The organism is Streptomyces sp. NBC_01288 (assembly GCF_035982055.1).
Lineage (GTDB): Bacteria > Actinomycetota > Actinomycetes > Streptomycetales > Streptomycetaceae > Streptomyces.
The window spans coordinates 3,853,517-3,877,627 of record NZ_CP108427.1 but is presented as its reverse complement, the minus strand read 5'-3'; the positions used below and the strand labels follow the sequence as shown (position 1 = coordinate 3,877,627).

Annotated in this window: 19 protein-coding genes; 13 read left to right on the top strand and 6 right to left on the bottom strand. The window is 68.8% G+C overall.

The window, feature by feature from the left end; all coding sequences use genetic code 11:
• Positions 1-31: 31 nt before the first annotated feature.
• From OG194_RS16770 to OG194_RS16745, 6 genes are all read left to right on the top strand, one after another.
• Positions 32-1,321, top strand: coding sequence for a recombinase family protein (locus OG194_RS16770; protein WP_327401658.1), 1,290 nt, complete (start codon positions 32-34; stop codon positions 1,319-1,321).
• 77 nt (positions 1,322-1,398) lie between these two features.
• Positions 1,399-3,426 (top strand): thioredoxin domain-containing protein, encoded by a 2,028-nt coding sequence (locus OG194_RS16765; protein WP_327401657.1) that lies wholly within the window; start codon positions 1,399-1,401, stop codon positions 3,424-3,426.
• Between the two features lie 194 nt (positions 3,427-3,620).
• Entirely contained in the window at positions 3,621-4,889 is a 1,269-nt protein-coding gene (locus OG194_RS16760; RefSeq protein WP_327401656.1) for a glycosyltransferase, read from the top strand.
• Positions 4,886-6,532, top strand: coding sequence for an ArnT family glycosyltransferase (locus OG194_RS16755; protein WP_327401655.1), 1,647 nt, complete (start codon positions 4,886-4,888; stop codon positions 6,530-6,532). The genes OG194_RS16760 and OG194_RS16755 overlap by 4 nt, the downstream gene beginning before the upstream one ends.
• Positions 6,532-7,734 carry a glycosyltransferase family 2 protein gene (locus tag OG194_RS16750; protein ID WP_327401654.1) on the top strand — a complete coding sequence of 401 codons (1,203 nt, stop codon included), beginning with the start codon at positions 6,532-6,534 and terminating at the stop codon, positions 7,732-7,734. Before OG194_RS16755 ends, OG194_RS16750 begins: the two co-directional genes overlap by 1 nt.
• Positions 7,731-10,148 carry a galactose oxidase-like domain-containing protein gene (locus tag OG194_RS16745; protein ID WP_327401653.1) on the top strand — a complete coding sequence of 806 codons (2,418 nt, stop codon included), beginning with the start codon at positions 7,731-7,733 and terminating at the stop codon, positions 10,146-10,148. The genes OG194_RS16750 and OG194_RS16745 overlap by 4 nt, the downstream gene beginning before the upstream one ends.
• A 19-nt stretch (positions 10,149-10,167) precedes the next feature.
• Here the strand turns inward: OG194_RS16745 and OG194_RS16740 are convergent, their stop codons facing one another.
• From OG194_RS16740 to trhA, 3 genes are all read right to left on the bottom strand, one after another.
• Positions 10,168-10,800: a TetR/AcrR family transcriptional regulator gene (locus OG194_RS16740; RefSeq protein ID WP_327401652.1), complete on the bottom strand. Its 633-nt coding sequence runs from the start codon at positions 10,798-10,800 to the stop codon at positions 10,168-10,170.
• Positions 10,797-12,377 carry a DHA2 family efflux MFS transporter permease subunit gene (locus OG194_RS16735; protein WP_327401651.1) on the bottom strand — a complete coding sequence of 527 codons (1,581 nt, stop codon included), beginning with the start codon at positions 12,375-12,377 and terminating at the stop codon, positions 10,797-10,799. Before OG194_RS16735 ends, OG194_RS16740 begins: the two co-directional genes overlap by 4 nt.
• Positions 12,378-12,515: 138 nt before the next feature.
• On the bottom strand, positions 12,516-13,229 hold the full coding sequence (trhA, locus tag OG194_RS16730) for a PAQR family membrane homeostasis protein TrhA (RefSeq protein WP_327401650.1): 714 nt from the start codon (positions 13,227-13,229) through the stop codon (positions 12,516-12,518).
• A gap of 329 nt (positions 13,230-13,558) precedes the next feature.
• On the opposite strand from trhA, the gene OG194_RS16725 reads away from it, so the two are divergent.
• The 7 genes from OG194_RS16725 to OG194_RS16695 all read left to right on the top strand — a co-directional run bounded on the left by OG194_RS16725 (position 13,559) and on the right by OG194_RS16695 (position 20,772).
• Positions 13,559-15,382 (top strand): phosphoenolpyruvate carboxykinase (GTP), encoded by a 1,824-nt coding sequence (locus tag OG194_RS16725; RefSeq protein WP_327401649.1) that lies wholly within the window; start codon positions 13,559-13,561, stop codon positions 15,380-15,382.
• Between the two features lie 237 nt (positions 15,383-15,619).
• Complete coding sequence (locus OG194_RS16720) at positions 15,620-16,603, top strand: serine/threonine-protein kinase (protein ID WP_327401648.1); 984 nt, start codon at positions 15,620-15,622, stop codon at positions 16,601-16,603.
• A complete protein-coding gene (locus OG194_RS16715) occupies positions 16,590-17,051 on the top strand; it encodes a hypothetical protein (RefSeq protein WP_327401647.1) in 462 nt (153 codons plus the stop codon). The genes OG194_RS16720 and OG194_RS16715 overlap by 14 nt, the downstream gene beginning before the upstream one ends.
• Positions 17,052-17,131: 80 nt before the next feature.
• The gene (locus OG194_RS16710) at positions 17,132-18,025 is read left to right on the top strand and encodes a hypothetical protein (protein ID WP_327401646.1); all 894 of its coding nucleotides are present in this window, start codon (positions 17,132-17,134) and stop codon (positions 18,023-18,025) included.
• Between the two features lie 33 nt (positions 18,026-18,058).
• Positions 18,059-18,820, top strand: a complete 762-nt coding sequence (locus OG194_RS16705) for a vWA domain-containing protein (protein WP_327401645.1) — start codon at positions 18,059-18,061, stop codon at positions 18,818-18,820.
• A gap of 3 nt (positions 18,821-18,823) precedes the next feature.
• Positions 18,824-19,615 carry a PP2C family serine/threonine-protein phosphatase gene (locus OG194_RS16700; protein WP_327401644.1) on the top strand — a complete coding sequence of 264 codons (792 nt, stop codon included), beginning with the start codon at positions 18,824-18,826 and terminating at the stop codon, positions 19,613-19,615.
• The gene (locus OG194_RS16695) at positions 19,612-20,772 is read left to right on the top strand and encodes a hypothetical protein (protein WP_327401643.1); all 1,161 of its coding nucleotides are present in this window, start codon (positions 19,612-19,614) and stop codon (positions 20,770-20,772) included. The genes OG194_RS16700 and OG194_RS16695 overlap by 4 nt, the downstream gene beginning before the upstream one ends.
• Here OG194_RS16695 and OG194_RS16690 read toward each other — a convergent pair.
• Genes OG194_RS16690 through OG194_RS16680 form a run of 3 tightly spaced genes read right to left on the bottom strand, consistent with a single transcriptional unit; the run spans position 20,760 to position 24,107 of the window.
• The gene (locus OG194_RS16690) at positions 20,760-21,371 is read right to left on the bottom strand and encodes a hypothetical protein (protein WP_327401642.1); all 612 of its coding nucleotides are present in this window, start codon (positions 21,369-21,371) and stop codon (positions 20,760-20,762) included. The two genes, OG194_RS16695 and OG194_RS16690, sit on opposite strands and share 13 nt — an antisense overlap.
• Positions 21,358-22,893, bottom strand: coding sequence for a vWA domain-containing protein (locus OG194_RS16685; RefSeq protein WP_327401641.1), 1,536 nt, complete (start codon positions 22,891-22,893; stop codon positions 21,358-21,360). Before OG194_RS16685 ends, OG194_RS16690 begins: the two co-directional genes overlap by 14 nt.
• Complete coding sequence (locus tag OG194_RS16680; protein WP_327401640.1) at positions 22,890-24,107, bottom strand: toxic anion resistance protein; 1,218 nt, start codon at positions 24,105-24,107, stop codon at positions 22,890-22,892. The genes OG194_RS16685 and OG194_RS16680 overlap by 4 nt, the downstream gene beginning before the upstream one ends.
• Positions 24,108-24,111: the final 4 nt, after the last annotated feature.

The following is a 24,111-nucleotide window of genomic DNA, read 5'->3' as shown; positions in this document are numbered from 1 at the left end:
GCAGTAGAGCAAATTATCGAATGGAGGAGCTGTGAACCTCAGTGCCGCGAGCGAGCCGAGCGCATCGATACCGGTTGTGTCCTACGCCCGTACGTCGGAGGATTTCCGGCAACGCGATGGTCATGGTGTGCGCTATCAGATGCGGATCAATGAGCGGACCGCACATGAGCACGGTTGCACGGTGGTTGCCGCATACGGCGACAGCGGCCGCAGCGCGTCCAGAGCGGGAGCGACCAGACCCGGCTTCGACCGCCTGGTCGTGGACCTGCGGCGCGGGCACACCGAGGACGGGCAGCGCGTCCAAGGAGTTGTCTGTGTCGCCGATGACCGGCTGTATCGACGTGCGGAGGACCTGGCCCGGTTCGTCGCCGCGTTGACCAGTTCGCCCGGGAGGATCTACGTCGATCCGCGGGGCGTCCGAGATCCGTACTCGGAGGAGGGGCTGTTTCAGGCGATGCGATCGCTGGACGCGGCGGTCACGGAGACACGGATCAGAAGTCGACGACTGGCGGACTGGCACTGGGCCCGTGCCGTGGAGGGGGTGCCGCACAGCGGGCCGCGGCCCTTCGGTTGGCGGGAAGACCGGCTCTCTCTCCACCCGTACGAGGCCAAAATCGTCGAGCAGGCGATCACCGACCGTATCGGAGGCAAGTCCATCCGGGCCGTCGCACGTGAATGGCGTGATCTCGGTGTCACGGGCACCCGTGGCGGCACACCGAATGCGCAGACGGTCACCCAGATCATCACTGCACCGAGAGTGTGCGGGTATCGGGCGAACCGAGGTGAACTGCTGGTGGTTCCGCAGACAGGCCAACCGGTGGTCGGTCGTTGGGAACCCGTCGTGGCGCCCGAACAGTGGCGCGCGGTGTGCAGCACGTTCTCACCCGGAAGCCTGTTCATGCATCGGGGCAGCGGCGCTCCAAGACTGACAGGGAGTCGGAACCCAGCCCCCAGCCATCTCGGTACCGGCTTTCTCCGGTGTGGGGCTCGGTGCGCGGACGGCACGATCTGTCTCGGCGCCATGTGTGCTGAGAAAGGGAGGAGCAGGAGAAGTCCCTACGTCTACGCATGCCGTAGTTGCAGGCGGTGCAGCATCAGTGGGCCGCTCGCGGACTTGGCCCTTGAACAGCTGCTCTTCGCCGAGACACATGCAGATGTGAGTGTGCCCGACGGAGTCCAGCAGCGCCGGCAGTCCGACGGGATGGGACTTGAGGAGAAGCGGGCTCTCGTGGCGTCCGCCTTCGTCCACTGTCTCGTACGGCCCGGTGTGAAAGGCGATCACTCCTGGGACTTCTCACGGCTGGAACCCGTATGGCGTTGAACGGACCCGGGTGGAGCGGCATGCCTGGGCGGCAGGCCGTCCCGCGGCCTCCGGCTCCTGTCAGGCACGATGGGTACATGCCGAACCGACTGGCCCATGAGACGTCCCCCTACCTGCTCCAGCACGCCGACAACCCGGTCGACTGGTGGCCCTGGTCGGAGGAGGCATTCGCCGAGGCGCGGCGGCGAGGCGTGCCGGTGCTGCTCAGCGTCGGCTATTCAAGCTGCCATTGGTGCCATGTCCTCGCTCGGGAAAGCTTCGAGGACGAAGCGGTCGCCGCCTACATGAACGAGCACTTCGTCAGCATCAAGGTCGACCGCGAGGAACGCCCCGACGTCGACGCCGTCTACATGGAGGCCGTCCAGGCGGCCACCGGTCAGGGCGGCTGGCCCATGACCGTGTTTCTCACGCCGGATGCCGAGCCCTTCTACTTCGGGACGTACTTCCCGCCCGCGCCCCGCCACGGCATGCCCTCCTTCCGGCAGGTGCTGGAGGGGGTGCGCAGCGCGTGGACCGACCGGCGGGACGAGGTCGCCGAGGTCGCAGGGAAGATCACGCGGGACCTGTCCCGGCGCGAGATCGACTACGGCGGCACCGAGGCCCCCGGCGAGGAGGAGCTGTCCGGGGCGCTGCTCGGGCTGACGCGGGAGTACGACCCGCAGCGCGGCGGATTCGGCGGCGCGCCCAAGTTCCCGCCGTCCATGGCGCTGGAGTTCCTGCTGCGGCATCATGCCCGCACCGGTTCCGAGGGCGCTCTGGAGATGGCCCGGGACACCTGCGAGCGGATGGCGCGCGGGGGGATCTACGACCAGCTCGCGGGCGGGTTCGCGCGCTACTCCGTCGACCGCGAGTGGGTCGTCCCGCACTTCGAGAAGATGCTCTACGACAACGCCCTGCTCTGCCGGGTCTACGCCCACCTGTGGCGCAGCACCGGTTCGGAGCTGGCCCGGCGCGTGGCCGTCGAGACCGCCGACTTCATCGTGCGTGAACTCCGCACGAACGAGGGCGGGTTCGCCTCCGCCCTCGACGCCGACAGCGACGACGGCACCGGCAAGCACGTCGAAGGTGCCTACTACGTCTGGACGCCCGCGCAGCTCACCGAGGTTCTGGGAGAGGACGCCGAACTCGCCGCCCAGTACTTCGGCGTGACCGACGACGGGACCTTCGAAGAGGGGCAGTCCGTTCTTCAACTGCCGCAGAGCGAAGGGGTCTTCGACGCCGAGAAGGTCGAGTCGGTCAAGAGCCGTCTCCTGGACGCCCGTTCACAGCGCCCCGCTCCCGGCCGCGACGACAAGGTGGTCGCCGCCTGGAACGGCCTCGCGATCGCCGCGCTCGCCGAGACCGGCGCCTACTTCGACCGCCCCGACCTGGTCGAGGCCGCCGTCTCCGCCGCCGATCTCCTCGTACGCCTGCATCTGGACGAGCACGCCAAGCTGGCCCGCACCAGCAAGGACGGCCAAGTCGGGGCGAACGCCGGGGTGTTGGAGGACTACGCCGATGTGGCCGAGGGCTTCCTCGCGCTCGCCTCGGTCACGGGGGAGGGGGTCTGGCTGGAGTTCGCCGGGTTCCTGCTCGACCACGTGCTCGCCGGGTTCGTCGATGAGTCGGGGGCGCTCTACGACACCGCCGTCGACGCCGAGCAGCTGATCCGGCGGCCGCAGGATCCGACCGACAACGCCACCCCGTCCGGGTGGACCGCCGCCGCCGGTGCGCTGCTCAGCTATGCCGCCCAGACCGGCGCCGAGCCCCATCGCACCGCCGCCGAGCGGGCGTTGGGGGTCGTGAAGGCGCTCGGGCCGCGCGTGCCGCGGTTCATCGGGTGGGGGCTCGCCGTCGCCGAGGCGTATCTCGACGGGCCGCGCGAGGTGGCCGTCGTAGGGTCCTCGCTCGGTGACGAAGGTGCGAAAACCTTGCACCGTACGGCACTTCTGGGGACCGCGCCCGGGGCCGTGGTCGCCTTCGGGGTGGCGGAGAGTGACGAGCTGCCGTTGCTCGCCGACCGGCCCTTGGTCGACGGTGGACCGGCCGCGTACGTTTGCCGTAACTTTACCTGCGACGCGCCGACGACCGACCCCGAGCGACTGCGCACCGCGCTGAGCAGGTGAAATGTCATAGTCGTAACCGTCTCAAACGAGACCAGTGCGAGAAATGCTCATGTGGGAGCCTCAATGTGACGAAACACGCTCTTCACTGAAATCGCCTGTTCGATTCACAGATCACCCATAGTCTCTGCCTCGTGACGCGACGGCTGTAACTCACCGTCGCGCCGGGGGGTATTGGGATCCTGGGGGGATCTGTTGTGCTGACGTCTGTCTTCATCGCTGTCGTTTCGCTGGCCCTGTTCTGGATGGCCGCCTTCACCCTGTGGTGGCAGATGCACGCGTGGCGTACGCCCGAAGTGCTCGCCTCCACCCGATTCAGCAGCCCGGACGGGGACGAGCACGTCTCGTTCTCGTTGCTGCTGCCGGCCCGGCACGAACAGGCCGTGCTCGACCACACCATCCAGCGGCTGCTGGAGTCCACGCACACCGACTTCGAGATCATCGTGATCGTGGGGCACGACGACCCCGAGACCGCGGCGGTGGCGAACAGCGCCGCCGAACGCGACCCGCGCGTCCGTGTCGTCGTCGACACACACGAGAAGAAGAACAAACCGAAGGCCATGAACACGGCGCTGCCGCACTGCCGCGGCGATGTCGTCGGGGTCTTCGACGCCGAGGACCAGGTCCATCCGGCGCTGCTCGCCCACGTCGACCACGCGTTCCGGACGACGGGAGCGGACGTCGTCCAAGGGGGCGTCCAGCTCATCAACTTCCACTCCAGCTGGTACAGCCTGCGCAACTGCCTGGAGTACTTCTTCTGGTTCCGCTCCCGACTGCACCTGCACGCGCAGAAGGGGTTCATCCCGCTGGGCGGCAACACCGTCTTCGTGCGGACCGACGTCCTGCGCGAGGCCGACGGCTGGGACCCCAACTGCCTCGCCGAGGACTGCGACTTGGGCGTCCGCCTGTCCAGCGTCGGCAAGAAGGTCGTCGTCGCCTACGACTCCGACATGGTGACCCGGGAGGAGACCCCCGGCTCGCTGATGTCGTTGCTGAAGCAGCGAACTCGCTGGAACCAGGGCTTCCTTCAGGTCTACCGCAAGAAGGACTGGAAGCAACTCCCGGGATTCGGGCAGCGGTTGCTCGCCCGCTACACGCTGATGACGCCGTTCCTCCAGGCCTTCTCCGGGGTGATCATCCCGCTCAACGCGGCGGTCGCGCTCTTCCTGGACGTGCCGGTGGGCATCGCCTTCCTCACCTTCCTGCCGCTGGTCACCGCCGCCGTCACCTTCGTGTTCGAGGTCGTCGGCCTGCACGACTTCGGCAAGCAGTACGGACTCCGCGTCCGCGCCGTCCACTATCTGAAGCTCGTCGTGGGCGGCCCCTTCTACCAGGTGCTCCTGGCCGGAGCCGCGATTCGCGCAGTGTGGCGTGAGCAACGCGGGCGAAACGACTGGGAGTTGACGTCCCACGTCGGCGCGCACCTCACCGAAACCGCAGTGATCCGAGAGGACGTTCCTGCGTGACTTCCACCCTTCCCGCGGTGACCACCACGGTCCCCGCGCAGCGGCAGCCTGCGCCTGAAACCAGTTCGGCCGGTCGAACAGCGCCACCTTCGCGGCTCCGTTCCTCCCGGTCCGACCTCCTCCTCTGCGGTCTCCTCCTCGTCGCGATCCTCGTCGTGCAGGGCTGGAACATCGCCGACTACCCGACGCTCAGCGACGACGAGGGCACCTACCTCGCCCAGGCCTGGGCCGTCCAACAGGGCACGGGCCTGGCCCACTACACCTACTGGTACGACCACCCGCCCCTCGGCTGGATCCAGATCGCCCTGCTCACCTGGATCCCCGCGCACTTCAGCCCCGACTCGATGACCGTCGGCACCATGCGCCTCGCGATGCTGGTCATCAGCGCTATCAGCGCGATCCTCGTCTACGTCCTCGCCCGACGGCTCTCGCTCCCGCGCTGGGCGGCCGGGCTCGGCATGGTGCTCTTCGGGCTCTCCCCGCTGTCCGTGATCCTCCAGCGGGAGATCTTCCTCGACAACATCGCCGTGATGTGGATGCTGCTCGCGTTCTGCCTGGCCGCGTCCCCAAGTCGCCATCTCTGGCACCACTTCGGCGCGGGTCTCGCAGGCGCGGCCTCGGTCCTCACCAAGGAGACGATGCTCATCGTCCTGCCCGCGCTGCTGCTCACCATGTGGCGCCACGGACACCGCGACACCCGCAAGTTCGCGCTCACCGGCGCCATCACCGCCTGCGTCCTGATCGGCTTCTCGTATCCCCTCTTCGCCCTGCTCAAGGGCGAGTTGCTGCCGGGCAGCGGCCACGTCTCCCTGTGGGACGGCCTCAAGTACCAGATGACCAGACCGGGTTCGGGCTTCATCCTCGACCAGGGCACCGGCTCCTACGGCGTCCTCCACTCCTGGCTGTACTACGACCGTGTCCTGCCGCTGGGCGGTCTCGCCGGGGCGCTGCTCCTGCTGGTCACCTGGCGCTGGTCGGTCACCGCCCGCTCCCTCGCCGGACCGGCCATGACCGTGGCGATCCTCGCCCTGGTCTCGATGCGGCCCAACGGCTACCTGCCGGCGATGTACATCATCGGCGCGCTGCCCTTCCTCGCGCTCGTGCTGGCCGGGGGCACCGCCTCCGTCGCCCACGCGGTACTGCGCAGATGGCGCGCCGAGGGGGAGAAACGGTACGTCACCGGGGGCCGGTACGCGCTCGCCGTGGTCCTCGCGATCGCGGCCGGCGCCTATGTCGTACCGAAGTGGTACGACGGCGACCGCACCGCCATGACCACCGACGCCAACGCCCCCTACCGGGCCGCCTCCCAGTGGCTCTCCACCGAGGTCGCCGACCCGAAGGACACCCGCGTCCTCGTCGACGACGCGCTCTGGCTGGACCTGGTGCACGCCGGGTACCGGCCCGGGCTCGGGGTCATCTGGTTCTACAAGGCCGACCTCGACCCCGCCGTCACCAAGACGATGCCGCACGGCTGGAAGGACATCGACTACGTGGTGGCCTCCCCGACGGTACGGCGCGACGCGGTCGACCTGCCCAACGTCAAGGCGGCGATCGAGCACTCCACCCCGGTCGCCACCTTCGGCACCGGCGACGACCGCATCGAGATCCGGCAGATCCAGTCCGAGACCGTGGGAGCCCAGTGATGAGCCAAGAGTCCACAGTCCCCGGGGAGTTGGGCGATCCGGCCGTACGCGGTGCGGAGTTGGCCGAACCCGGTGCCGTCACCATCGTCGTACCGACCTTCAACGAGTCCGCGAACGTACGGGAGTTGCTGCACCGGATCACCGAATCGGTGCCCACCCGCCTGCCCTGCGAGGTCGTCTTCGTGGACGACTCCACCGACGACACCCCCGAGGTGATCTCCGAGGCGGCGAAGGACTGCCCGTTCCCGGTGACCGTGCTGCACCGGGAGGAGCCGGTCGGCGGGCTCGGCGGCGCTGTCGTCGAGGGGATCAAGGCGGCGACGTCCGACTGGATCGTCGTCATGGACGGCGACCTCCAGCATCCGCCGTCCCTGGTACCGGAGTTGGTCGGCACCGGCGAGCGATCGAACGCCGGGCTCGTGGTCGCCTCCCGATACATCAAGGGCGGCAGCCGCGAGGGACTGGCGGGCGGATACCGCATCGCCGTTTCCCGCGGGGCGACTTGGCTCACCAAGACGTTCTTCCCGCGCAAACTCCGCGGTATCAGCGACCCGATGAGCGGCTTCTTCGCGATCCGGCGCAGCGCGGTGACGGCGGAGGCGCTCAAGCCGCTCGGCTACAAGATCCTGCTCGAACTCGCCGTACGCAGCCGTCCGCGCCAGGTCACCGAGGTGCCGTTCGTCTTCCAGGACCGGTTCGCGGGGGAGTCCAAGTCGACCGCGCAGGAGGGTTTTCGCTTCCTGCGCCACCTCCTCGGCCTGCGTACCGCCTCGCCGGTCGCGCGCATGGTGGTCTTCGGTCTGATCGGAGCGACCGGCTTCCTTCCGAACCTGGTCGGTCTGTGGGCGCTCACCAAGACGGGCATGCACTACGTCCCCGCCGAGATCCTCGCCAACCAGCTCGGCGTGGCCTGGAACTTCCTGCTCATCGAGCACCTGCTGTTCCGCGACCGGCGCCGGCACCGCAGCTGGTGGGACCGGGCGGGCCGGTTCGCGCTGCTCGCCAACGCCGACCTGGTGCTGCGGATCCCGCTGATCGCCCTGTTCGTCCACAAGTTCGGCATGGGCGCCGTGTCGGCGACCGCGCTCGCGCTGGTCATGACCTTCGTTCTGCGCTTCGTGGGCACAGAGGCGTTGGTCTACCTCCCGCGTCGCAAAGGGAGCCGCAAGGAGAGTCGTACAGCACCAAGGAGAGCCGCGTGAACAAGTACCGCAGAAGAACCGCCTTCGCCGGGGTGGGCGCCCTGACCGTCGGACTGCTGCTCACCTCGCCGCAGTCGGCCGAGGCCGCGAACCTCGTCGTCAACCCGGGCTTCGAGACGGGGGGCGGTGACGGGATGCCGTACTGCTGGGAGAAGTCCGGCTGGGGCGACAACGACTTTGATTTCACTACGACTTCGGACGCGCACTCCGGTTCGAAGGCCATGAAGGTCACCGTGACGCGGCGGGTGGACGGTGACCGCAAGGCGCTGATCACCGAGTCGACGGCCTGCGCGCCGGTGGTGACGGCGGGCAAGCAGTACGACCTCGGGCTCTGGTACAAGACGACGACGCCGGACGCGAACATCACGCTGTTCCGGCACGACGCGACGGCCGGGTGGCAGTACTGGACCGACCTCAAGACCCTGGAGATGCAGGGCAGTTGGACCCAGGCCACGGTCCGTACGCCTGAAGTCCCGGCCGGTACCGACCGGATCACCTGGGGGGTCTCGGTCTACGGCACCGGGTCCGCGACCACCGACGACTACACGATGGACCAGGTCCCGGACACGCTCCCGCCCGCGACCTGTACGGCGACCACCGAGGAGTGTGCGAACGGCCGTTGGGACGTGCTCCCGACCCAGAACCCGGTGCGCTCGATGCACTCCGTCGTGCTCAACAACGGCAAGGTGCTGCTGATCGCGGGCTCCGGGAACAGCCAGGAGCAGTTCGACGCGGGGACGTTCACGAGCGCGGTGTACGACCCGGTGGCCGGGACGTACAAAGTGATCCCGACGCCGAAGGACATGTTCTGCTCGGGGCACATCCAGTTGCAGGACGGCCGGGTGCTGGTGCTGAGCGGCAACAAGGCGTTCCCGGCGGCGGACGGTTCGCACGGGTACGAGGGGTACAAGGACTCGTACATCTTCGACCCGGCGACCGAGACGTACAGCAGGACGAACGACCTCAACGACGGTCACTGGTACCCGTCGGCGACCGAGCTGGGCAACGGTGACGTCATCTCCTTCGGCGGGCTGCGCGAGGACTCGACGGGGTCGGTGACCGCCGAGTACTGGTCGGACGCCCAGCAGAAGTGGCTGCCGTTGTCGCAGGTCAACCAGACCTGGTCGTACTGGGGGCTGTACCCGTCGATGGTCCTGATGCAGGACGGCCGGCTCTTCTACACGGGCAGCCATGTCTTCGGGAACAACATCCCGGGGACGGGCAGCGCGATCTACGACTACAACGCGAACACGATCACGTCGGTCTCGGGGCTCCAGAACAAGGACCAACGCGACCAGTCGGCAAGCGTGTTGCTGCCTCCGGCGCAGGACCAGAAGGTGCTCACCGTCGGCGGCGGCAACATCGACTCCAACCCGGACGCGAACCGGCTGACCGACATCATCGACCTCAAGGCCGCGAACCCGACGTACACGGTCGGCCCCCAAATTCCGCAGGGGACCGTCGACTTGGGGAACGGTCCGGTGGCCGAGACCGGCGCCCAGGGCAAGATGTACGTGTCCACCGTGATCCTGCCGGACGGCACGGTCCTGGAGACGGGCGGCGGGCTGCACAACCGCGCGAACCCGGTGTACGAGGCGTCGATCTTCGACCCGGCGACCACGACGTTCGACCCGGTGGCCGCCGACCCGGAGGCCCGGGGCTACCACTCCTCCTCGTTCCTGCTGCCGGACGGCCGGGTGATGTCGACCGGTGACAACCCGGGCAACGGCACCTGGAACCACAACGTGTCGATCTACACCCCGCCGTATCTCCTCAAGGGCACGCGGCCGACGATCACTTCGGTCATCGACAACGAGTGGGAGTACGGCGACACCCAGACGGTCACCGTCGACCGGCCCATCGCCAAGGCCGAGTTGATCCGCCCGGCCGCGGTCACGCACTCCTCGGACCCGAACCAGCGGTTCGTGGACCTGCCGCTGTCGGTGAACGGCAACACGGTCGACCTGAACGTCACGAGCAACCCCAACCTGGCCCCGCCCGGCTGGTACATGCTCTTCGCGGTCGACGCCAACGGGGTCCCGTCGGTGGCCAAGTGGGTCCACCTGCAAGGCCCTTCGGCACTCACTACAGACACCGCCTCCGCCCACGTCCACTCCTTCGCGGACTCCCTGAAGGGCAAGGTCACCGAGCCAGGCAAGAAGCGCACCTCCCAGAAGGTCAGCCCGACCATCTCCGGCTGCGACCGCCACTACGGCACGATCAACGTCTGCGTCCCGACCGTCTTCCCGAAGGAGGTCAAGTCGACTACTGCGGCCCGCTGTTCATGGCTCCAGCAGAACGACTACGGCCGCCTGAAGGTCAACGGCAAGGACGACCCGCTGCGACTCGACCCGAACAGGGACGGGGTGGCGTGCGGGAAGGGTGACGTCAAGACCGTAAAGAAGAAGGGGTAGTTGTCGCTGGAGCGCGGGCTCAGTCAGTGAGCCCGTGCTCCAGTACATCCATCGCCCGCTCCACCAGGTCCGAGAGCTCCCCCTGGTGGCCGCTCTCCGCCCAGTACAGGGACGCCTCCATCAGGCCGCCGACGATGGACATCGCGTAGACCCGGACCTCCAGGCTCTCCGCGTCCCGGCCGGTGCGTTCGGCGATGGCGTGGCAGAGCATGTTGCCGGTGACCGACATGCTCTCCATCATCCGTGAGCGCACCGCCGGGACCTGGACCATGAGGTGGGAGCGGAGGCGGGAGATCTCCTGGTCCTCCTTGAGGCCGAACTGGATGGCCTTGCGCATCACGTACCGCAGGGTGACCATCCACGGTTCGTCGGCGGGGCGAGCCCGGAGCTCCTCCATGATGATCGGGTCGAACTCGTCCGTGATGACGATGTCTTCCTTGGTGGGGAAGTAGCGGAAGACGGTCGACGGCGACACCTCGGCGCGCTCGGCGATCTGCTCGATCGTGGTCGCGTCGTAGCCCTGTTCCTTGACCAGTGCGTACGTCGCGGTGCGGATCGCCTCGCGGGTCTTGATCTTCTTGCGCTCGCGGAGGCCCAGTTGGGGGCGGTCGGCGGGGCTGAAGGGGGAGGGCGTTGCCGTCATGGTGCTCATTGTCCGGCATCCGCCAGAGCGATGGCCACGGCTGTGGCCGGGTCTTCCTCGGCCTCCTCCTTCTTGGTGGGCGCGGCCGGCGTGTTCGGCAGGAACGCCGCCGACAGCAGGGCGGTGACGAGGGCCGCGACGCCGCACACCAGCAGGACCAGGCCCATGCCGTGGACGTACGCGCTGTTCGCGGAGGAGATGAGGTCCGCCGAGCCTGCCTTCCGCGCGACCATGTGCGCCGCTACGACGGACTCCCCGGCCGTGTCGGCCGCCTTCGCGGGCAGGCCGGTGACGTCGAGGCGGTCGCGGAAGCTGCTCGCGAGGAGGCTGCCCAGCAGGGCGATGCCGATCGCGGCGCCGACCTGGCGCATGGTCATCAGGAGCCCGGCACCGCTGCCGGCCCGGTCCCGGGGCAGCGCGCCCAGCGCACCGTCCATCGCGGGGACGATCGAGAAGCCGAAGCCGAACCCGGTGATGGACAGCCACAGCGCGGTGAAGCCGTAGCCGGAGTCCACCGTCGTACGGCTGCCGAGCAGCGCGGCGAAGGCCAGCACCACCAGGCCCGCGCAGACCACGGCACGGGAGCCGAACTTGTTGACGAGCGGTTGTGCGGCCCGGGCCGCGATGATCAGGCCGCCCATCATGGGCAGCAGCCGGACGCCGGTGCCGAGCGCGTCGTTGCCGAGCACCGCCTGGAGGTACTGCGGCAGCACGAACAGCAGGCCGGACAGGACGAACATGACCAGGGTCGCCGCGATCGAGCTGAACAGGAAGCCGCGGTGGCTGAGCAGGGTCATGTCGAGCATGGGGCGTTCCATGCGCCGCTCACGCAGCACGAGCGCGGCCAACAGAATCGCGGATCCGACGAGCATGCCCACGATCAGCGGGTCGCCCCAACCGCGGCTGGGCGCCTCGATGATCGCGTAGATCAGGGCGCCGAGGCCGGCCGCCGTGAACGCGGTGGAGAGGGCGTCGACCCTGGGGGATGCGGGGTCCTTGGTCTCGGGCAGCAGGAAGACGCAGGCGGCGATGCCGATCGCGGCCATCGGGATGTTGACCAGGAAGACCGAGCCCCACCAGAAGTGGTTGAGCAGCCAGCCGCCGATGATCGGGCCGAGCGGCAGCCCGAGCGACGAGGCCGCGGAGATGACGCCGACGGCCTTGGTGCGCTCGTCGGGGCCGAAGAGTGAAGGCAGTACGGACAGGGCGAGCGGGGTGACCAGGGCCGCGCCGACGCCCATCACCGTGCGGGCCGCGATGACCCAGTTGACGTCACCGGCCAGGGCGCCGGCCACGGAACCGGCGAGGAAGATGCCGAGCCCCGCGATCAGCATCCGGCGCCGTCCGAAGCGGTCGCCGAGCAGGCCCGCCGGGAGCATCAGGGCCGCGAAGACGATGACGTAGGAGTCCGCCATCCACTGCTGCTGGCCGGTGGTGGCGCCCAGCTCACCGGCCATCGTGGGCAGGGCCACGTTGAGGATCGTCGTGTCGAAGCCGAGCGTGAGCATGCTCGCGACCAGGGCCCCGAGGGCCCACCAGCGACGCGGGTCGCGTCGCACGTCGTTGGATTGAGTGACAGTAGCCATGAAATGAGAGTAGCTCTCAAAAGATGGTGGATGCCAACAGGGATCTGCTGTCAGGAAGTGGAACGGGACATGAGAAATGGCCACGGCTCGAAAGCCGTGGCCATGAAGAGGAGGTGTCCCGGGTGGGTGCCTCAGGTGCTACCCGTGCTGGTACGCCACCAGGGAGATCCCCACGTAGTGCACCAGGAACGCCGCCACCGTGAGGGAGTGGAAGACCTCGTGGAAACCGAACCAGCGCGGTGACGGATTTGGCCGCTTGATGCCGTAGATCACGCCGCCCGCGCTGTAGAGCAGACCGCCGACGACCACCAGGACCAGGACGGCGATGCCGCCCGTGCGCATGAAGTCGGGCAGGAAGAAGACGGCCGCCCAGCCCATCGCGATGTAGCAGGGGGTGTAGAGCCAGCGCGGCGCGCCGACCCAGAAGACGCGGAAGGCGATGCCGGCCGCCGCCGCGCCCCAGATGCTCCACAGCAGCCATTGGCCCTTGGCGCCCGGCAGCAGCAGCATCGTCAGGGGCGTGTACGTGCCCGCGATGATCAGGAAGATGTTGGCGTGGTCGAGTCTGCGCAGGACGCCGTCCATGCGCGGACTCCAGTCGCCCCGGTGGTACAGCGCGCTGACCCCGAAGAGCAGGCAGGCCGTCAGGGCGAAGATCCCGCAGGCGATGCGGGCCCGGGGTGTGTCGGCGAGAGCGGTGAGCACCAGGCCCGAGACGAGGACGGCCGGGAACATGCCTAGGTGCAGCCAGCCGCGCAACTTCGGTTTGACGTGGTCGGGGAGAGAGAGCGCGGAGGGACCGTGGCCGTCTGTCGGCGTGTCCGTGGGCGCGTCGGGGACGGACGCAGTCATGCGCTCAATCGTACCTACGGAACCGTAAGTTACGTGTCAGTGCGGCGAGATGAGGGGTCAGAAGTGGCCACTCTCTCATGCGTGGCCGAGACCCGGGTACCCGGGGTGAAGCGATGGTGACGCACGGAAAACATGTCGGCGAGTTCCGGATGAGTGGCGATCCTCACGTCGCTCGTATGTGAGGCCCTCTGGACATATGGGCGGACGCGTCGGATGATCAAATGAGTGCGGTCGGCACCGGATGAGCGCCAAGATCGACCATCGTGAAGCATCCGGGTCGCGGCCCCCACGGGGCAACAAGGACAAAATCCCTCATCATAGGAGCAATCGTGGCGCGCGACATCGCGGCTCCCCCCGTCATTCCAACCGAGCACAAAGAACTGGTCTCGTGGGTGAACGAGATCGCAGAACTGACCCAGCCGGACAGCGTGGTCTGGTGTGACGGATCAGAAGCGGAGTACGAGCGGCTCAGCGAGGAGCTCGTCCAAAAGGGCACCTTCAAGAAGCTCGACCCGATCAAGCGCCCGAACTCGTACTACGCCGCCTCCGACCCGACCGATGTCGCCCGGGTCGAGGACAGGACGTTCATCTGCTCCGAGCAGGAGCAGGACGCGGGACCCACCAACCACTGGAAGGCTCCCGCGGAAATGCGGGACATCTTCGCGGGAGACAAGGGCATCTTCCGCGGCTCCATGAAGGGCCGGACGATGTACGTCGTCCCGTTCTGCATGGGCCCCCTCGGTTCGGACCTCTCCGCGATCGGCGTCGAGATCACCGACTCCGCCTACGTCGCCGTCTCCATGCGCACCATGACCCGCATGGGACAGCCCGTCCTCGACGAACTCGGTACCGACGGATTCTTCGTGCGTGCTGTGCACACGCTCGGAGCACCGCTGGCCGAGGGCGAGACGGACGTGCCGTGGCCGTGCAACTCCACCAAGTACATCTCGCACTTCCCCGAGAGCCGCGAGATCTGGTCCTACGGCTCCGGCTACGGCGGCAACGCCCTGCTCGGCAAGAAGTGCTACGCCCTGCGCATCGCCTCCGTGATGGCGCGGGACGAGGGCTGGCTCGCCGAGCACATGCTCATCCTGAAGCTGACCCCGCCGCAGGGGGAGTCCAAGTACGTGGCGGCGGCCTTCCCTTCGGCCTGCGGCAAGACCAACCTCGCGATGCTGGAGCCCACCATCTCCGGCTGGACCGTCGAGACGATCGGTGACGACATCGCCTGGATGCGGTTCGGGGAGGACGGCCGGCTCTACGCGATCAACCCCGAGGCCGGTTTCTTCGGCGTCGCACCCGGCACCGGCGAGCACACCAACGCCAACGCGATGAAGACGCTGTGGGGCAACTCCGTCTTCACCAACGTGGCGTTGACCGACGACAACGACATCTGGTGGGAGGGCATGACGGAGGAGACTCCGGCCCACCTCACGGACTGGAAGGGCAACTCCTGGACGCCGGAGTCCAGTTCGCCCGCCGCGCACCCCAACGCCCGCTTCACCGTGCCCGCTGCGCAGTGCCCGATCATCGCGCCCGAGTGGGAGGACCCCAAGGGCGTGCCGATCTCGGCGATCCTGTTCGGCGGCCGGCGCGCCTCGGCCGTACCGCTGGTGACGGAGTCCTTCGACTGGAACCACGGCGTCTTCCTCGGCGCCAACGTGGCCTCCGAGAAGACCGCCGCCGCCGAGGGCAAGGTCGGCGAACTGCGCCGCGACCCCTTCGCCATGCTGCCGTTCTGCGGCTACAACATGGGTGACTACATGGGCCATTGGGTCGATGTGGCCAAGGGCCGGGACCAGGCGACGCTGCCGAAGATCTACTACGTGAACTGGTTCCGCAAGAACGACGCGGGCAAGTTCGTGTGGCCCGGCTTCGGTGAGAACAGCCGGGTCCTGAAGTGGATCGTGGACCGCCTCGACGGCCGCGCCGAGGGCGTCGAGACCCCGATCGGCGTGCTGCCGGCCAAGGGTGCCCTCGACACCAAGGGGCTCGACCTGTCCGAGTCCGACCTGGACTTCCTGCTCACCGTCGACAAGGACGTGTGGCGCGAGGAGGCCGCCCTGGTCCCCGACCACCTCAACACCTTCGGCGACCACACGCCGAAGGAACTGTGGGACGAGTACCGCGCGCTGGTGGAGCGCCTCGGCTGAACCTCGTGGCACCCGTCCCGTCCCGTCCCGTCCCGTCCCCTCGCGGGCCGGGGGGAGGGGTAGGTAGTTGAAAAAGTGTGACACTTTTGCGAGAAGTGTCACACTTTTTCAACTGGGGTGTCCCGCCCGCGCCGGATGCGCGCCCTGGCCGCCATTTCGCTCATCTCCCCGCCCGAGAAGGGATTTCGGGGGACACTCGGGACAACCTGTCACGAACCCCGAAGTGAGGTGAGCGGGGTGCGCACACCGGTCAGCGATCCCCTGAGTGTGGGGCCGTACCGGATCACCGGGCGGCTCGGCTCCGGCGGGATGGGCTGGGTGTATCTCGGCCGTTCGCCGGCCGGGCGTGAGGTGGCGGTGAAGGTCGTACGGCCCGAACTGGCTGCGGAGTCCGAGTTCCGCGAGCGCTTCGCCCGCGAGGTCGCCGCCGCCCGGCTGGTCAGCGGCGCCTACACCGCGGCCGTCGTCGACGCCGACACCGAGGCCGAACTCCCTTGGCTGGCAACGATGTACGTGCCCGGGCCCTCCCTCGCCGAGGCTGTCAGGTCGGACGGCCCGCTGCCCGAGGCGCAGGTCCGCAGGCTCGGCGCGTTCCTCGTCGAGGCGTTGCAGGCCATCCACGCGGCCAACCTGGTCCACCGCGACCTCAAGCCGGCCAACGTGCTGCTCGCCTCGGACGGCCCCCGCGTCATCGACTTCGGCATCTCCCGCGTCGAGGGCGCCCCGAGCCTCACCCAGGCCGGGATCGTGGTGGGCACCCCGCCGTTCATGTCGCCGGAGCAGATGACGGCGGGTCAGATCGGGCCGCCCAGCGACGTGTTCTCCCTCGGCGGCGTCCTGGTGTTCGCGCTGACCGGCCGCCCGCCGTTCGGCGCGGGCGAGGCGGTGAGCCTGCGGGTCGTACACCGCCCACCCGAACTGGACGGCGTACCACCGGGGATACGGCCGTTGCTCGCGCGGTGTCTTGCGAAGCGGCCCGCGGATCGTCCCCAACTGGACGTGCTGCTGGGCGAGTTGCTGGCGCAGCCGCGCCCCGCGACCTGGCCGCCGCCCGCCGTGGCCCGCACGATCGAGGTCCGCCGCAGTGAGTTGGCGGCCCGGCGCGGGGGCGGTACCAGTCTGCCGGTGCCGTCGTGTCTGCTGCTGCACGCGCAGGCCCTGCTGGACGCGGGACTCACCGACGACATGGTCACGCGGGCGGTGGTCCGTGGCGACGCCTGAGGCCTCCCTCCCGCCCGGCCGGGACTACGACATCGGCTCGTCCTGGCGGCAGTTGACGCACACCTGGGGTGCCCGCCGGAATTACCACGTCGAGAGCGAGGTCGATTCCCTCTCCCTGCAATTCGATCTAGAAGCGCCCGGACGTACGCTCACCGTGCGTTTCATGACCACGAAAAGACTCCTTGTCGCCTTTGTCACCGACGGTCATTCTCTGCGCAAGGATCAATTGGCGATCGCCGCCGCCGCGTCGAACGCGTGGAACACCGAACAGCTGAATCCCATGCTCTCGGTATGGGACGTGCGCGGACCGAGACCGTGCCTCGCCGGTGTCTGCGACCTGCCGCTGACCTGCCGGATCTCCCAGGCCGATTTCGATGTTCTGGCCAGTGATTGGGTGGAACGGGCGCGACAGATGTTCACCCGTTGTCATCAGGTTTTCCAGCTGTAGAAGTGAATTGAGCATTCTCAGTCAACCCCTTTCGGCCACCCGCCTGTTGCCTCCACTATGGGCGCCAACGGGGGGTCGTCATGAGACGTACGTTGTTCGCTGCTCTGCTGTTCGGCCTGTTGATCGCGGTGATTCCGGCGGGGCCGGCTGCCGCGGCGCGTGCGGACTGCGGCAAGAACTTTCCGACGCGGCTGGGCTGTTGGCAGGACGCGCTGGACGACGGGGCCGTGGTTACGGTCACGCTGAACAAGCCGCTGGGCTTCGACGCCGGCCAGAAAGGTGGTCAGGCCGCCGTCCGCCGGGACCTCAAGAACCTTCGGGTGCAGGTACCGGCCGGTGTCCACACCGGGCAGGGCGGCAGCGCGCTGCTGATCCTGGCCGGCCGCGCACTCGTCGACCGGGACGCCCGGATCGACCGGCTGGACGACAAGACGCTGCGCGAACTCCCCGCCTGCGTCGACGACTTGTGCAAGGCGCTCAAGAAGTCCTCGCTCACCGGCGGCCAACTGATCGACAAGAAGGTGGGCGTCGCCGAACTCGGCGGACACAGGTCCACGGACCACACACGAGTCCTGCTCATCGCCCTGACCGCCGTACTCCTCCTCCTGCTCCTGGCCCTCCTCCTCGCCGTCCGCCGCTCCCGCACGCCGGCTGTAGCGGGCGCGACGGAGACCACCACCGAGACCACCGCCCGACTGCGCCCCGTCCCACCCGCACCGGCCCCCGCCTCCTACGGCCGTCAGGTCGGCCCCCGCCCCGACCCGTCCCGAACGGCCGTCGTCCGTACGGCACTTCACCCGCAGGGATACGTCGAACTCGACCACGTCCTGTACCGCGCGGTGTGGGCCGAACCGGACCGGACGCCGCCCGTGCCCGGCGCGTACGTCGAGGTCACCGACGCCCACGAACCCGACTCCGACGTCCTGTACGCCTTCCCGCCCGTCGCCCGGCATCACGCCCGCGGCAGTTCCTGACCCCCGTACCGCCCGTGCCACCAGGAGAGACCCATGCACAGCGAATATCCGCCCACGATGCCGGCGGAGTACGCCGACATCGAGTTCGAGAACAACGCGCAGCGGCTGCCGCTCGTGCTGTGCCTCGACACGTCAAGTTCCATGGCGGGCGCGCCGATTCAGTCGCTGAACGACGCGCTCGCCGAGTGGACCCGCGAACTCCACGACGACGTCGCCCTCAGCTACAGCGTCGAGGTCGCCGTCATCACCTTCGGCGGCCGGGGTGTGGGTGCCTGGCGCGGACCCCAACTGCTGGACCCACGCGCCCCGTTGAACCCCTTCGTGCCCGCGCATGCCTTCCAGGCACCCCGGTTCACCGCGTCCGGGGTCACCCTGATGACGGAGGCGCTGGAGCTGGCCATGCATGTCGTCGCGGCCCGCAAGGCGGAGCTGCGCGCCTCCGGACTCCAGTACTACCGCCCGCAGATCTGCCTGGTCACCGACGGCCTCCCCACCGACACCACCGGCCATATGACCGACTCCTGGCACCGGCTGCTGCCCGTCCTCGCCGACGAGCAACAGGCTCGCCGCTTCCGGCTCTACGCGATCGGCGTCGGCGGCATCACGGACCGCGGCGAGCAGGTGCTCCAGGCGTTCGCGCCGAAGTTCAACGCGCGCATCCAGGGCTTCCCGTTCCGCGAGCTGCTCCAGATGATGTCGGCCAGCGCGAACGCCGAGCAGAAGGGCGCGGGCGACGAGGTCTTCGAGAAGATCTTCAGCCAGTTCAAGACGCAGCGCCCGGCCTGGGAGAGCTGAGCGGTGGCCGGATCACCCTGGCGCATCCACGGCCTGAGCGTCGAGGGCTACCGGCACCGCCGTACCGGCACGCCCTGCCAGGACGCCTGCACCTACACGTCCTCCGCGTCCGTGTCCGTCCTCGCCGTCGCGGACGGCGCGGGCAGCCGCCCGCACTCCGACCAAGGGGCCCTGCACGCCGTCGAGTTGGCGGCCGAGCACTTCCGGCGCCGGGCGGCCGCCGCGTCCGGCTGCCCGCCGGGCGAGGAGGTCCACAGGCTGCTCGCGGAGGCCTTCGACGACGTCAGCAAGATCTTCCTGGACACCTACGGCAGCACGGCCCCCGACTACGCGACGACCCTCACCGTCGTGGTCCTCACGCCCGGCTGGCTGGGCCATCTCAGCGTCGGCGACGGCTTCGTCGTGGTCCGTGCCGGAACGGAGGACGGGGAACGGCAGTTCCACCTCCTCCCGCAGCCGCCCGCCGTCAGCGAGTACAGCAACGAGACCGTCTTCCTCACCTCGCCCGACGCACCCCGCCGACTGCGAACCGACTGCGTGGCGGACCCGCGCGTCGACGGCGTCCTGCTCTCCACCGACGGCCTCACGCAGGCCGCCCTGTCCCTCTCCGGCGGCGGCCCGCCACAGCCCAACACCTCGTTCGTGGAAGCCGTGTTGGGCTCCCTCGACACCCCGGGACCGGTCACCGACAAAGCGCACGAGGGCCTCGCCGCCCTCCTCAGGTCGGACCGGCTCACCAGCCTCAACGCCGACGACAAGACCCTCCTGCGGGCCGTGCGCGCGGTGACGCCATGACCGGCCGCACGGTCCACCTCGACGGCAAGCCCGTCACCCTCGCCGAACTCCCGCTCAAGGGCGGGGGACAGGCGGCCGTCTTCCCGGTCGAGGGCGACGACACGATCGTCGTCAAGCTCTACCGCGACCGCCCCGGGCCCGACTTGGAGCGCCGCCTGGCCCGCATGCTCACCATGTCCCCCCTGGCCGCCCGCCCCACCGACGCCAACCAGCCCCCCGAACTCGCCTGGCCCACCGCCATGGCCCGCAGCCCCGAGGGCGAGTTCCTCGGCTACGCCATGCGCCGCTTCGGCGAACCCCAACACGTCCAGCTGGTAGGCCTGTTCACCCGCGCCCAGCGCCTCCGCCTCTTCGGCGACCGCGCGGACTGGCGCTTCCTGCTCGGCGTCGCCTGGAACCTCGCCTTCATGACGGCCCGCATGCACTACGACCACCTCGTCATCGGCGACTTCTCCAGCAGCAACGTCGTCGTCGACGCCAACGGCTTCGTCACCTTCCTCGACTGCGACTCCATCGCCTTCACCGACCCGGTCACCGCCGAGCCCTTCCCCTGCCTGATGCACACCACCGACTACTCCTCACCGGAACGCCAGTCGGGCGCCGCGGCCACCGAGGAGAGCGACAACTTCGCGCTGGCGGTGCTCATTTACCAGCTCCTCACCGCCGGCAACCACCCCTTCGGCGGCGTCCCGCACGACAGCACCCCCGAGTCCACGGTCAAGGACAACATCGCCGCGAGCGTCTCCTACGTCGTCCGCCCCGAGGCCGTCGTCATCCCACGCGGCACCGTCGACCCCTCGGTCCTCCCGCCAAGCCTCCTCACCCTGGCCCACACGGCGTTCGGCGCGGGCGTCCACGCCCCGTCCGCCCGCCCCACCCCGGAAGTCTGGCTACGCGCCCTGGACCAGGAGCGCTCCAGGGTCCAGCTCTGCCGGGCCCGCCCCCTGCACTCCTACGGCTCCCACCTCCCGACCTGCCCGTGGTGCACGCGGGCCGCGGTGACGGGCCACGACGTGTTCAACCTGCCGGTACGGCCCACGATCCCGGCGCCTCCCGCGGCCGCACCGGTGCGGGAGCACCGCTTCGGCCTCCTGAAAGTGCTCGGCGTACTGCTCCTGGTCGTCCTGGTCCTGATCGTGCTGGGTCACCTGTCCTGAGAGCGCCCGCGCTCCTCCAGGAACCGGGTGTGCGTCTCCTGCCGCCGCTCCTCGGCCTCGCGAAGTCCCCTCGCCAACCCCCGCGCCTCCTCCTGAAGCACCGTCAACTGCCGTTCCAGATGCCGCTCAGGGGGTTCGGCACCGGGGGCCAACCGCGTCCACCACCGCGCCCGTACGAACGTGTCGACCGCCTCCGGCACGTCCTGCCGGACCGCCCGCGACAGGATGTGCACGCCCTCCGGATCCTGCGCGAGATCATGCGTGACCTGCGGATCGAGGAGCCCGGCGAGAAGCTGGGTCAGCTCGGTGAGCCGACCGGCTGCGGCGGGCGGCAGTTCGACGTCCGCCAGATAACCGCCGAGCTTCTCGAAGTCGTCCCGCAGTTCCTCCAGTTGGGCCGACGGGTCCGGGAAGTCGGGCAGCGGCGGCCGCTCCGGCGGGGCGATCAGCGCACCCGCGCCGTACAGACCGACGACCACGACCGGCCAGTACGGTCCCGCCACACCCACGAACGTCAGCACCAGCCCGACGAGTCCGCACGCGCTGCCGGCGAGGTTCTTGCGGGACTCCAGATAGCCCAGAAACCTACTGGTAGCCACGGATCTCCTCGAAGGCGCCGTCCAGCGAGCCCTGTCGGGCGTCGAAGAGCCGGCCGCCGGTCAGATCGGCGATGTGCTGGAGCTCCGCCTTGTCCGAATCGCCGAAGAGGATGGGGAAGACGGGTATCTCCCGCTGGGTGGCGGGGAATTGCCGGTAGAAGCCGTCGAACTCCTTCGCCTTGGCGCCGGTCGTGTTCTCGCCGTCGGTCATCAGCACGATCGAGGTGAACGTGTCGCCGCCGGTGCCGAGATGCTCGTACGCCTTCTCCAGCGAGGTGTAGATCGCGGTGTTGCCGGAGGCGCTGAGCGCCTTCGTGTCCGCGCGGATGGCGTCGAGCCCGGCCTGCGGATCGCTCGGGCTCACCACATGCGTCCGCACACTCTTCACGGCCGACCCGAAGGGCATCAGCGTGACCTCCTCGCGCTGCCGGAAGTCCCCGGTCAGATCGGTGAGGGCCTTCTTCAGCCGGGACAGCCGGTCGCCGTCCATCGAGCCCGAGGTGTCGAGGACGTATACGGTCCGCGAGGGCCGGCGCAGCTTGTTCTCGTACGAGTCGAGGAGCCCGTCGGCGACCGACCGGCTGCCGGGGAACGGGAGTTCACGCCGTCGGCTGGTGTCCAGGCCGGACGCGGGCGGTACGGAGGGGACGACCGGGCGGCGGTGCGTGCGGGTCGTGATGAGCCGCTGGAGGGCGTCCGCGCGCAGGTCCGCCGTGACGCGCCGGACGTTCTCGCGGGTCGTGGCGTCCGTCGAGGCGAGGGAGGTCAACGGGTAGTCGGCGGTGACGACTCCGTCGCTCGGGCGGATCACCGTCAGGCCCGGGATGCCCTTGAGGACGGACTCGTAGTTGAGCAACGCGTCGACGTTTCCCCGGCGTTGGTAGGCCGTGGCCAGCCAGCCCGAGGAACCCGACGTCAGCTTCTGCCCCTTGAAGAACTCCTTCAGCCGGGGAGTCGCCTTGGTGACGTCCGCGTCGGTGAGCGCCGACTGGGCGCCGGAGAGGGCGGAGGCGACGGAGATGAGGGTCGAGAAACCGGAGTTGGAGCGCGCCGGGTCCGTCATGCCGTAGGTCAACTTGCCGTCCTGGACGGCCTGTTCGACCTGCGACCAGGTCACCTTGCCGGGCGTCCAGCCCAGGGCCGTGACGGTGGCCGTCTTCACACCGATCGCGACCGGGCTCGACATGATCGGGGTCTCCGACACGACCTTCTTCGCCGCGTCGGGCCGTAGCCGCAGATAGTCGTTCGACGACAGCCACAGGGCGTCGTACCGCCCGTCGACCTCGCCCTTCGCCAGCAGGTTCACCGCGTCGAGGGTGCCCATGTAGGTGGGACGGATGGTGATGCCGGTGTCCTTGCGGACCTGGTCGAACACCGGGGTCATGTCGCTGAGTTCGCTGGAGGCGAGGACGCGGAGGGTGCCGGGCTTGGGGGCGTTGTCGGTCGCGGGTTGCCTGGGCTGCGAGGTGCACGCGGTCAACAGGGCGGCTGTGCCGAGCGCGAGGGCGAGAAGGCGTCTCATCCGAGCCCACCCTCCATCGCACTCTGCGACCGGCTCCGCTCCAAGTACGTGCCGGCGTTCTGGAGTTCGGACGTCAGGGACTCCACGGTCGCCGCCATCACCTCGGTCGCCTGGACCTTGTAGGTGTCGATGGCGTCGAGCGTGCGGTAGATCTGCTGGAAGGCGGTACGGAGCGTCTCCGCGCCCACCGCCGGGTCGGCCGCGATGCGCTGGATCTCGCCGCTCTGCGTGGAGAGCATCTCGGCGTTGCCCCGGATGAGGTCCTCGGTCGTGCCGCGCAGGGCGTTGACCTGGTCGACGACCTTGCGCTGGTTGTCGAGCGCGGAGGCGAGCATGACCGAGATGCGGAGGGCGGAGACGGTGGTCGTGGCCGCCCGGTCCACACCCTTGATCAGCTCGTCGTTGTTGCGCCGTACGACGTCCATCGCCAAGTAGCCCTGCGCGCACACCGCGAGCTGGGTCAGCAGGTCCTGGTGCTTCTGCCGGACCGGGAAGAGGACGTCCGCGCGGAGGGTGTCGGCCTGGCTCGGATCGGCGGCCTCGACGCCGGTGATGTGCTGCTCGACGGCCGTGTCGAGAGCCTGGGTCAGGACGACGTACTCCTGGAGCTTGCCCATGGTCTCCCAGAGGCGGACCCGCTCGGTCTGCAATGCCGCGTTGTCACGCCGGAGTTCGTCCTGGCCACCGCGGAGAGAGCCCACGATCTTGTTCAACGTCCCCTGCGCGGAGGCGTACTTGGCGACGTGGTCGCGCAGCTTGTTGCCGCCGGGAAGCCGGGACAGGAACTTCCTTCCCTTGGAGGCGGACAGATCACGCGGGTCCAAGTCCTCGACCACACGCCGGAGTTCGACGAGCGAGCCCGCCACCTGCGACTGGGCGTCCCCGCCCTTCGACGGCAGGCTGCGCACGGTCCGCTCCAGCATCCGGTTGGACTGCGCGGTGGCGGTGCGCATCTCACCGGCGCCGAGCGCGCTGATCTCCCCGACCTTGCCCGCGAATTCGGGCGAGCGGGCATCGAGGGAGGCGAGCCCGTCGACATAGGCGGCGGCCTTCTGGGCCATGTCCGCACGGACACTCTCGTCCACGGGCACGAGCCCGCCGGCCCTCTCCTTCGGCACCGGCACGACGGCCTCCGGTGGGGTGAGGGTGAAGACGTCGTCCCCGCTCTGAGTGTGCTGACTGCTGTTCTGGCTGGTGTTGAAACTGCCGCTCATGTGG

What these genes read in the sequence shown, in the direction of transcription:
- OG194_RS16765 (WP_327401657.1), top strand. Translation starts at nt 1,399, where the DNA reads ATGCCGAACCGACTGGCCCATGAGACGTCCCCCTACCTGCTCCAGCAC.
- OG194_RS16750 (WP_327401654.1), top strand. Translation starts at nt 6,532, where the DNA reads ATGAGCCAAGAGTCCACAGTCCCCGGGGAGTTGGGCGATCCGGCCGTA.
- OG194_RS16740 (WP_327401652.1), bottom strand. Translation starts at nt 10,800, where the DNA reads ATGAGCACCATGACGGCAACGCCCTCCCCCTTCAGCCCCGCCGACCGC.
- OG194_RS16735 (WP_327401651.1), bottom strand. Translation starts at nt 12,377, where the DNA reads ATGGCTACTGTCACTCAATCCAACGACGTGCGACGCGACCCGCGTCGC.
- trhA (WP_327401650.1), bottom strand. Translation starts at nt 13,229, where the DNA reads ATGACTGCGTCCGTCCCCGACGCGCCCACGGACACGCCGACAGACGGC.
- OG194_RS16710 (WP_327401646.1), top strand. Translation starts at nt 17,132, where the DNA reads ATGAGACGTACGTTGTTCGCTGCTCTGCTGTTCGGCCTGTTGATCGCG.
- OG194_RS16705 (WP_327401645.1), top strand. Translation starts at nt 18,059, where the DNA reads ATGCACAGCGAATATCCGCCCACGATGCCGGCGGAGTACGCCGACATC.
- OG194_RS16695 (WP_327401643.1), top strand. Translation starts at nt 19,612, where the DNA reads ATGACCGGCCGCACGGTCCACCTCGACGGCAAGCCCGTCACCCTCGCC.
- OG194_RS16685 (WP_327401641.1), bottom strand. Translation starts at nt 22,893, where the DNA reads ATGAGACGCCTTCTCGCCCTCGCGCTCGGCACAGCCGCCCTGTTGACC.
- OG194_RS16680 (WP_327401640.1), bottom strand. Translation starts at nt 24,107, where the DNA reads ATGAGCGGCAGTTTCAACACCAGCCAGAACAGCAGTCAGCACACTCAG.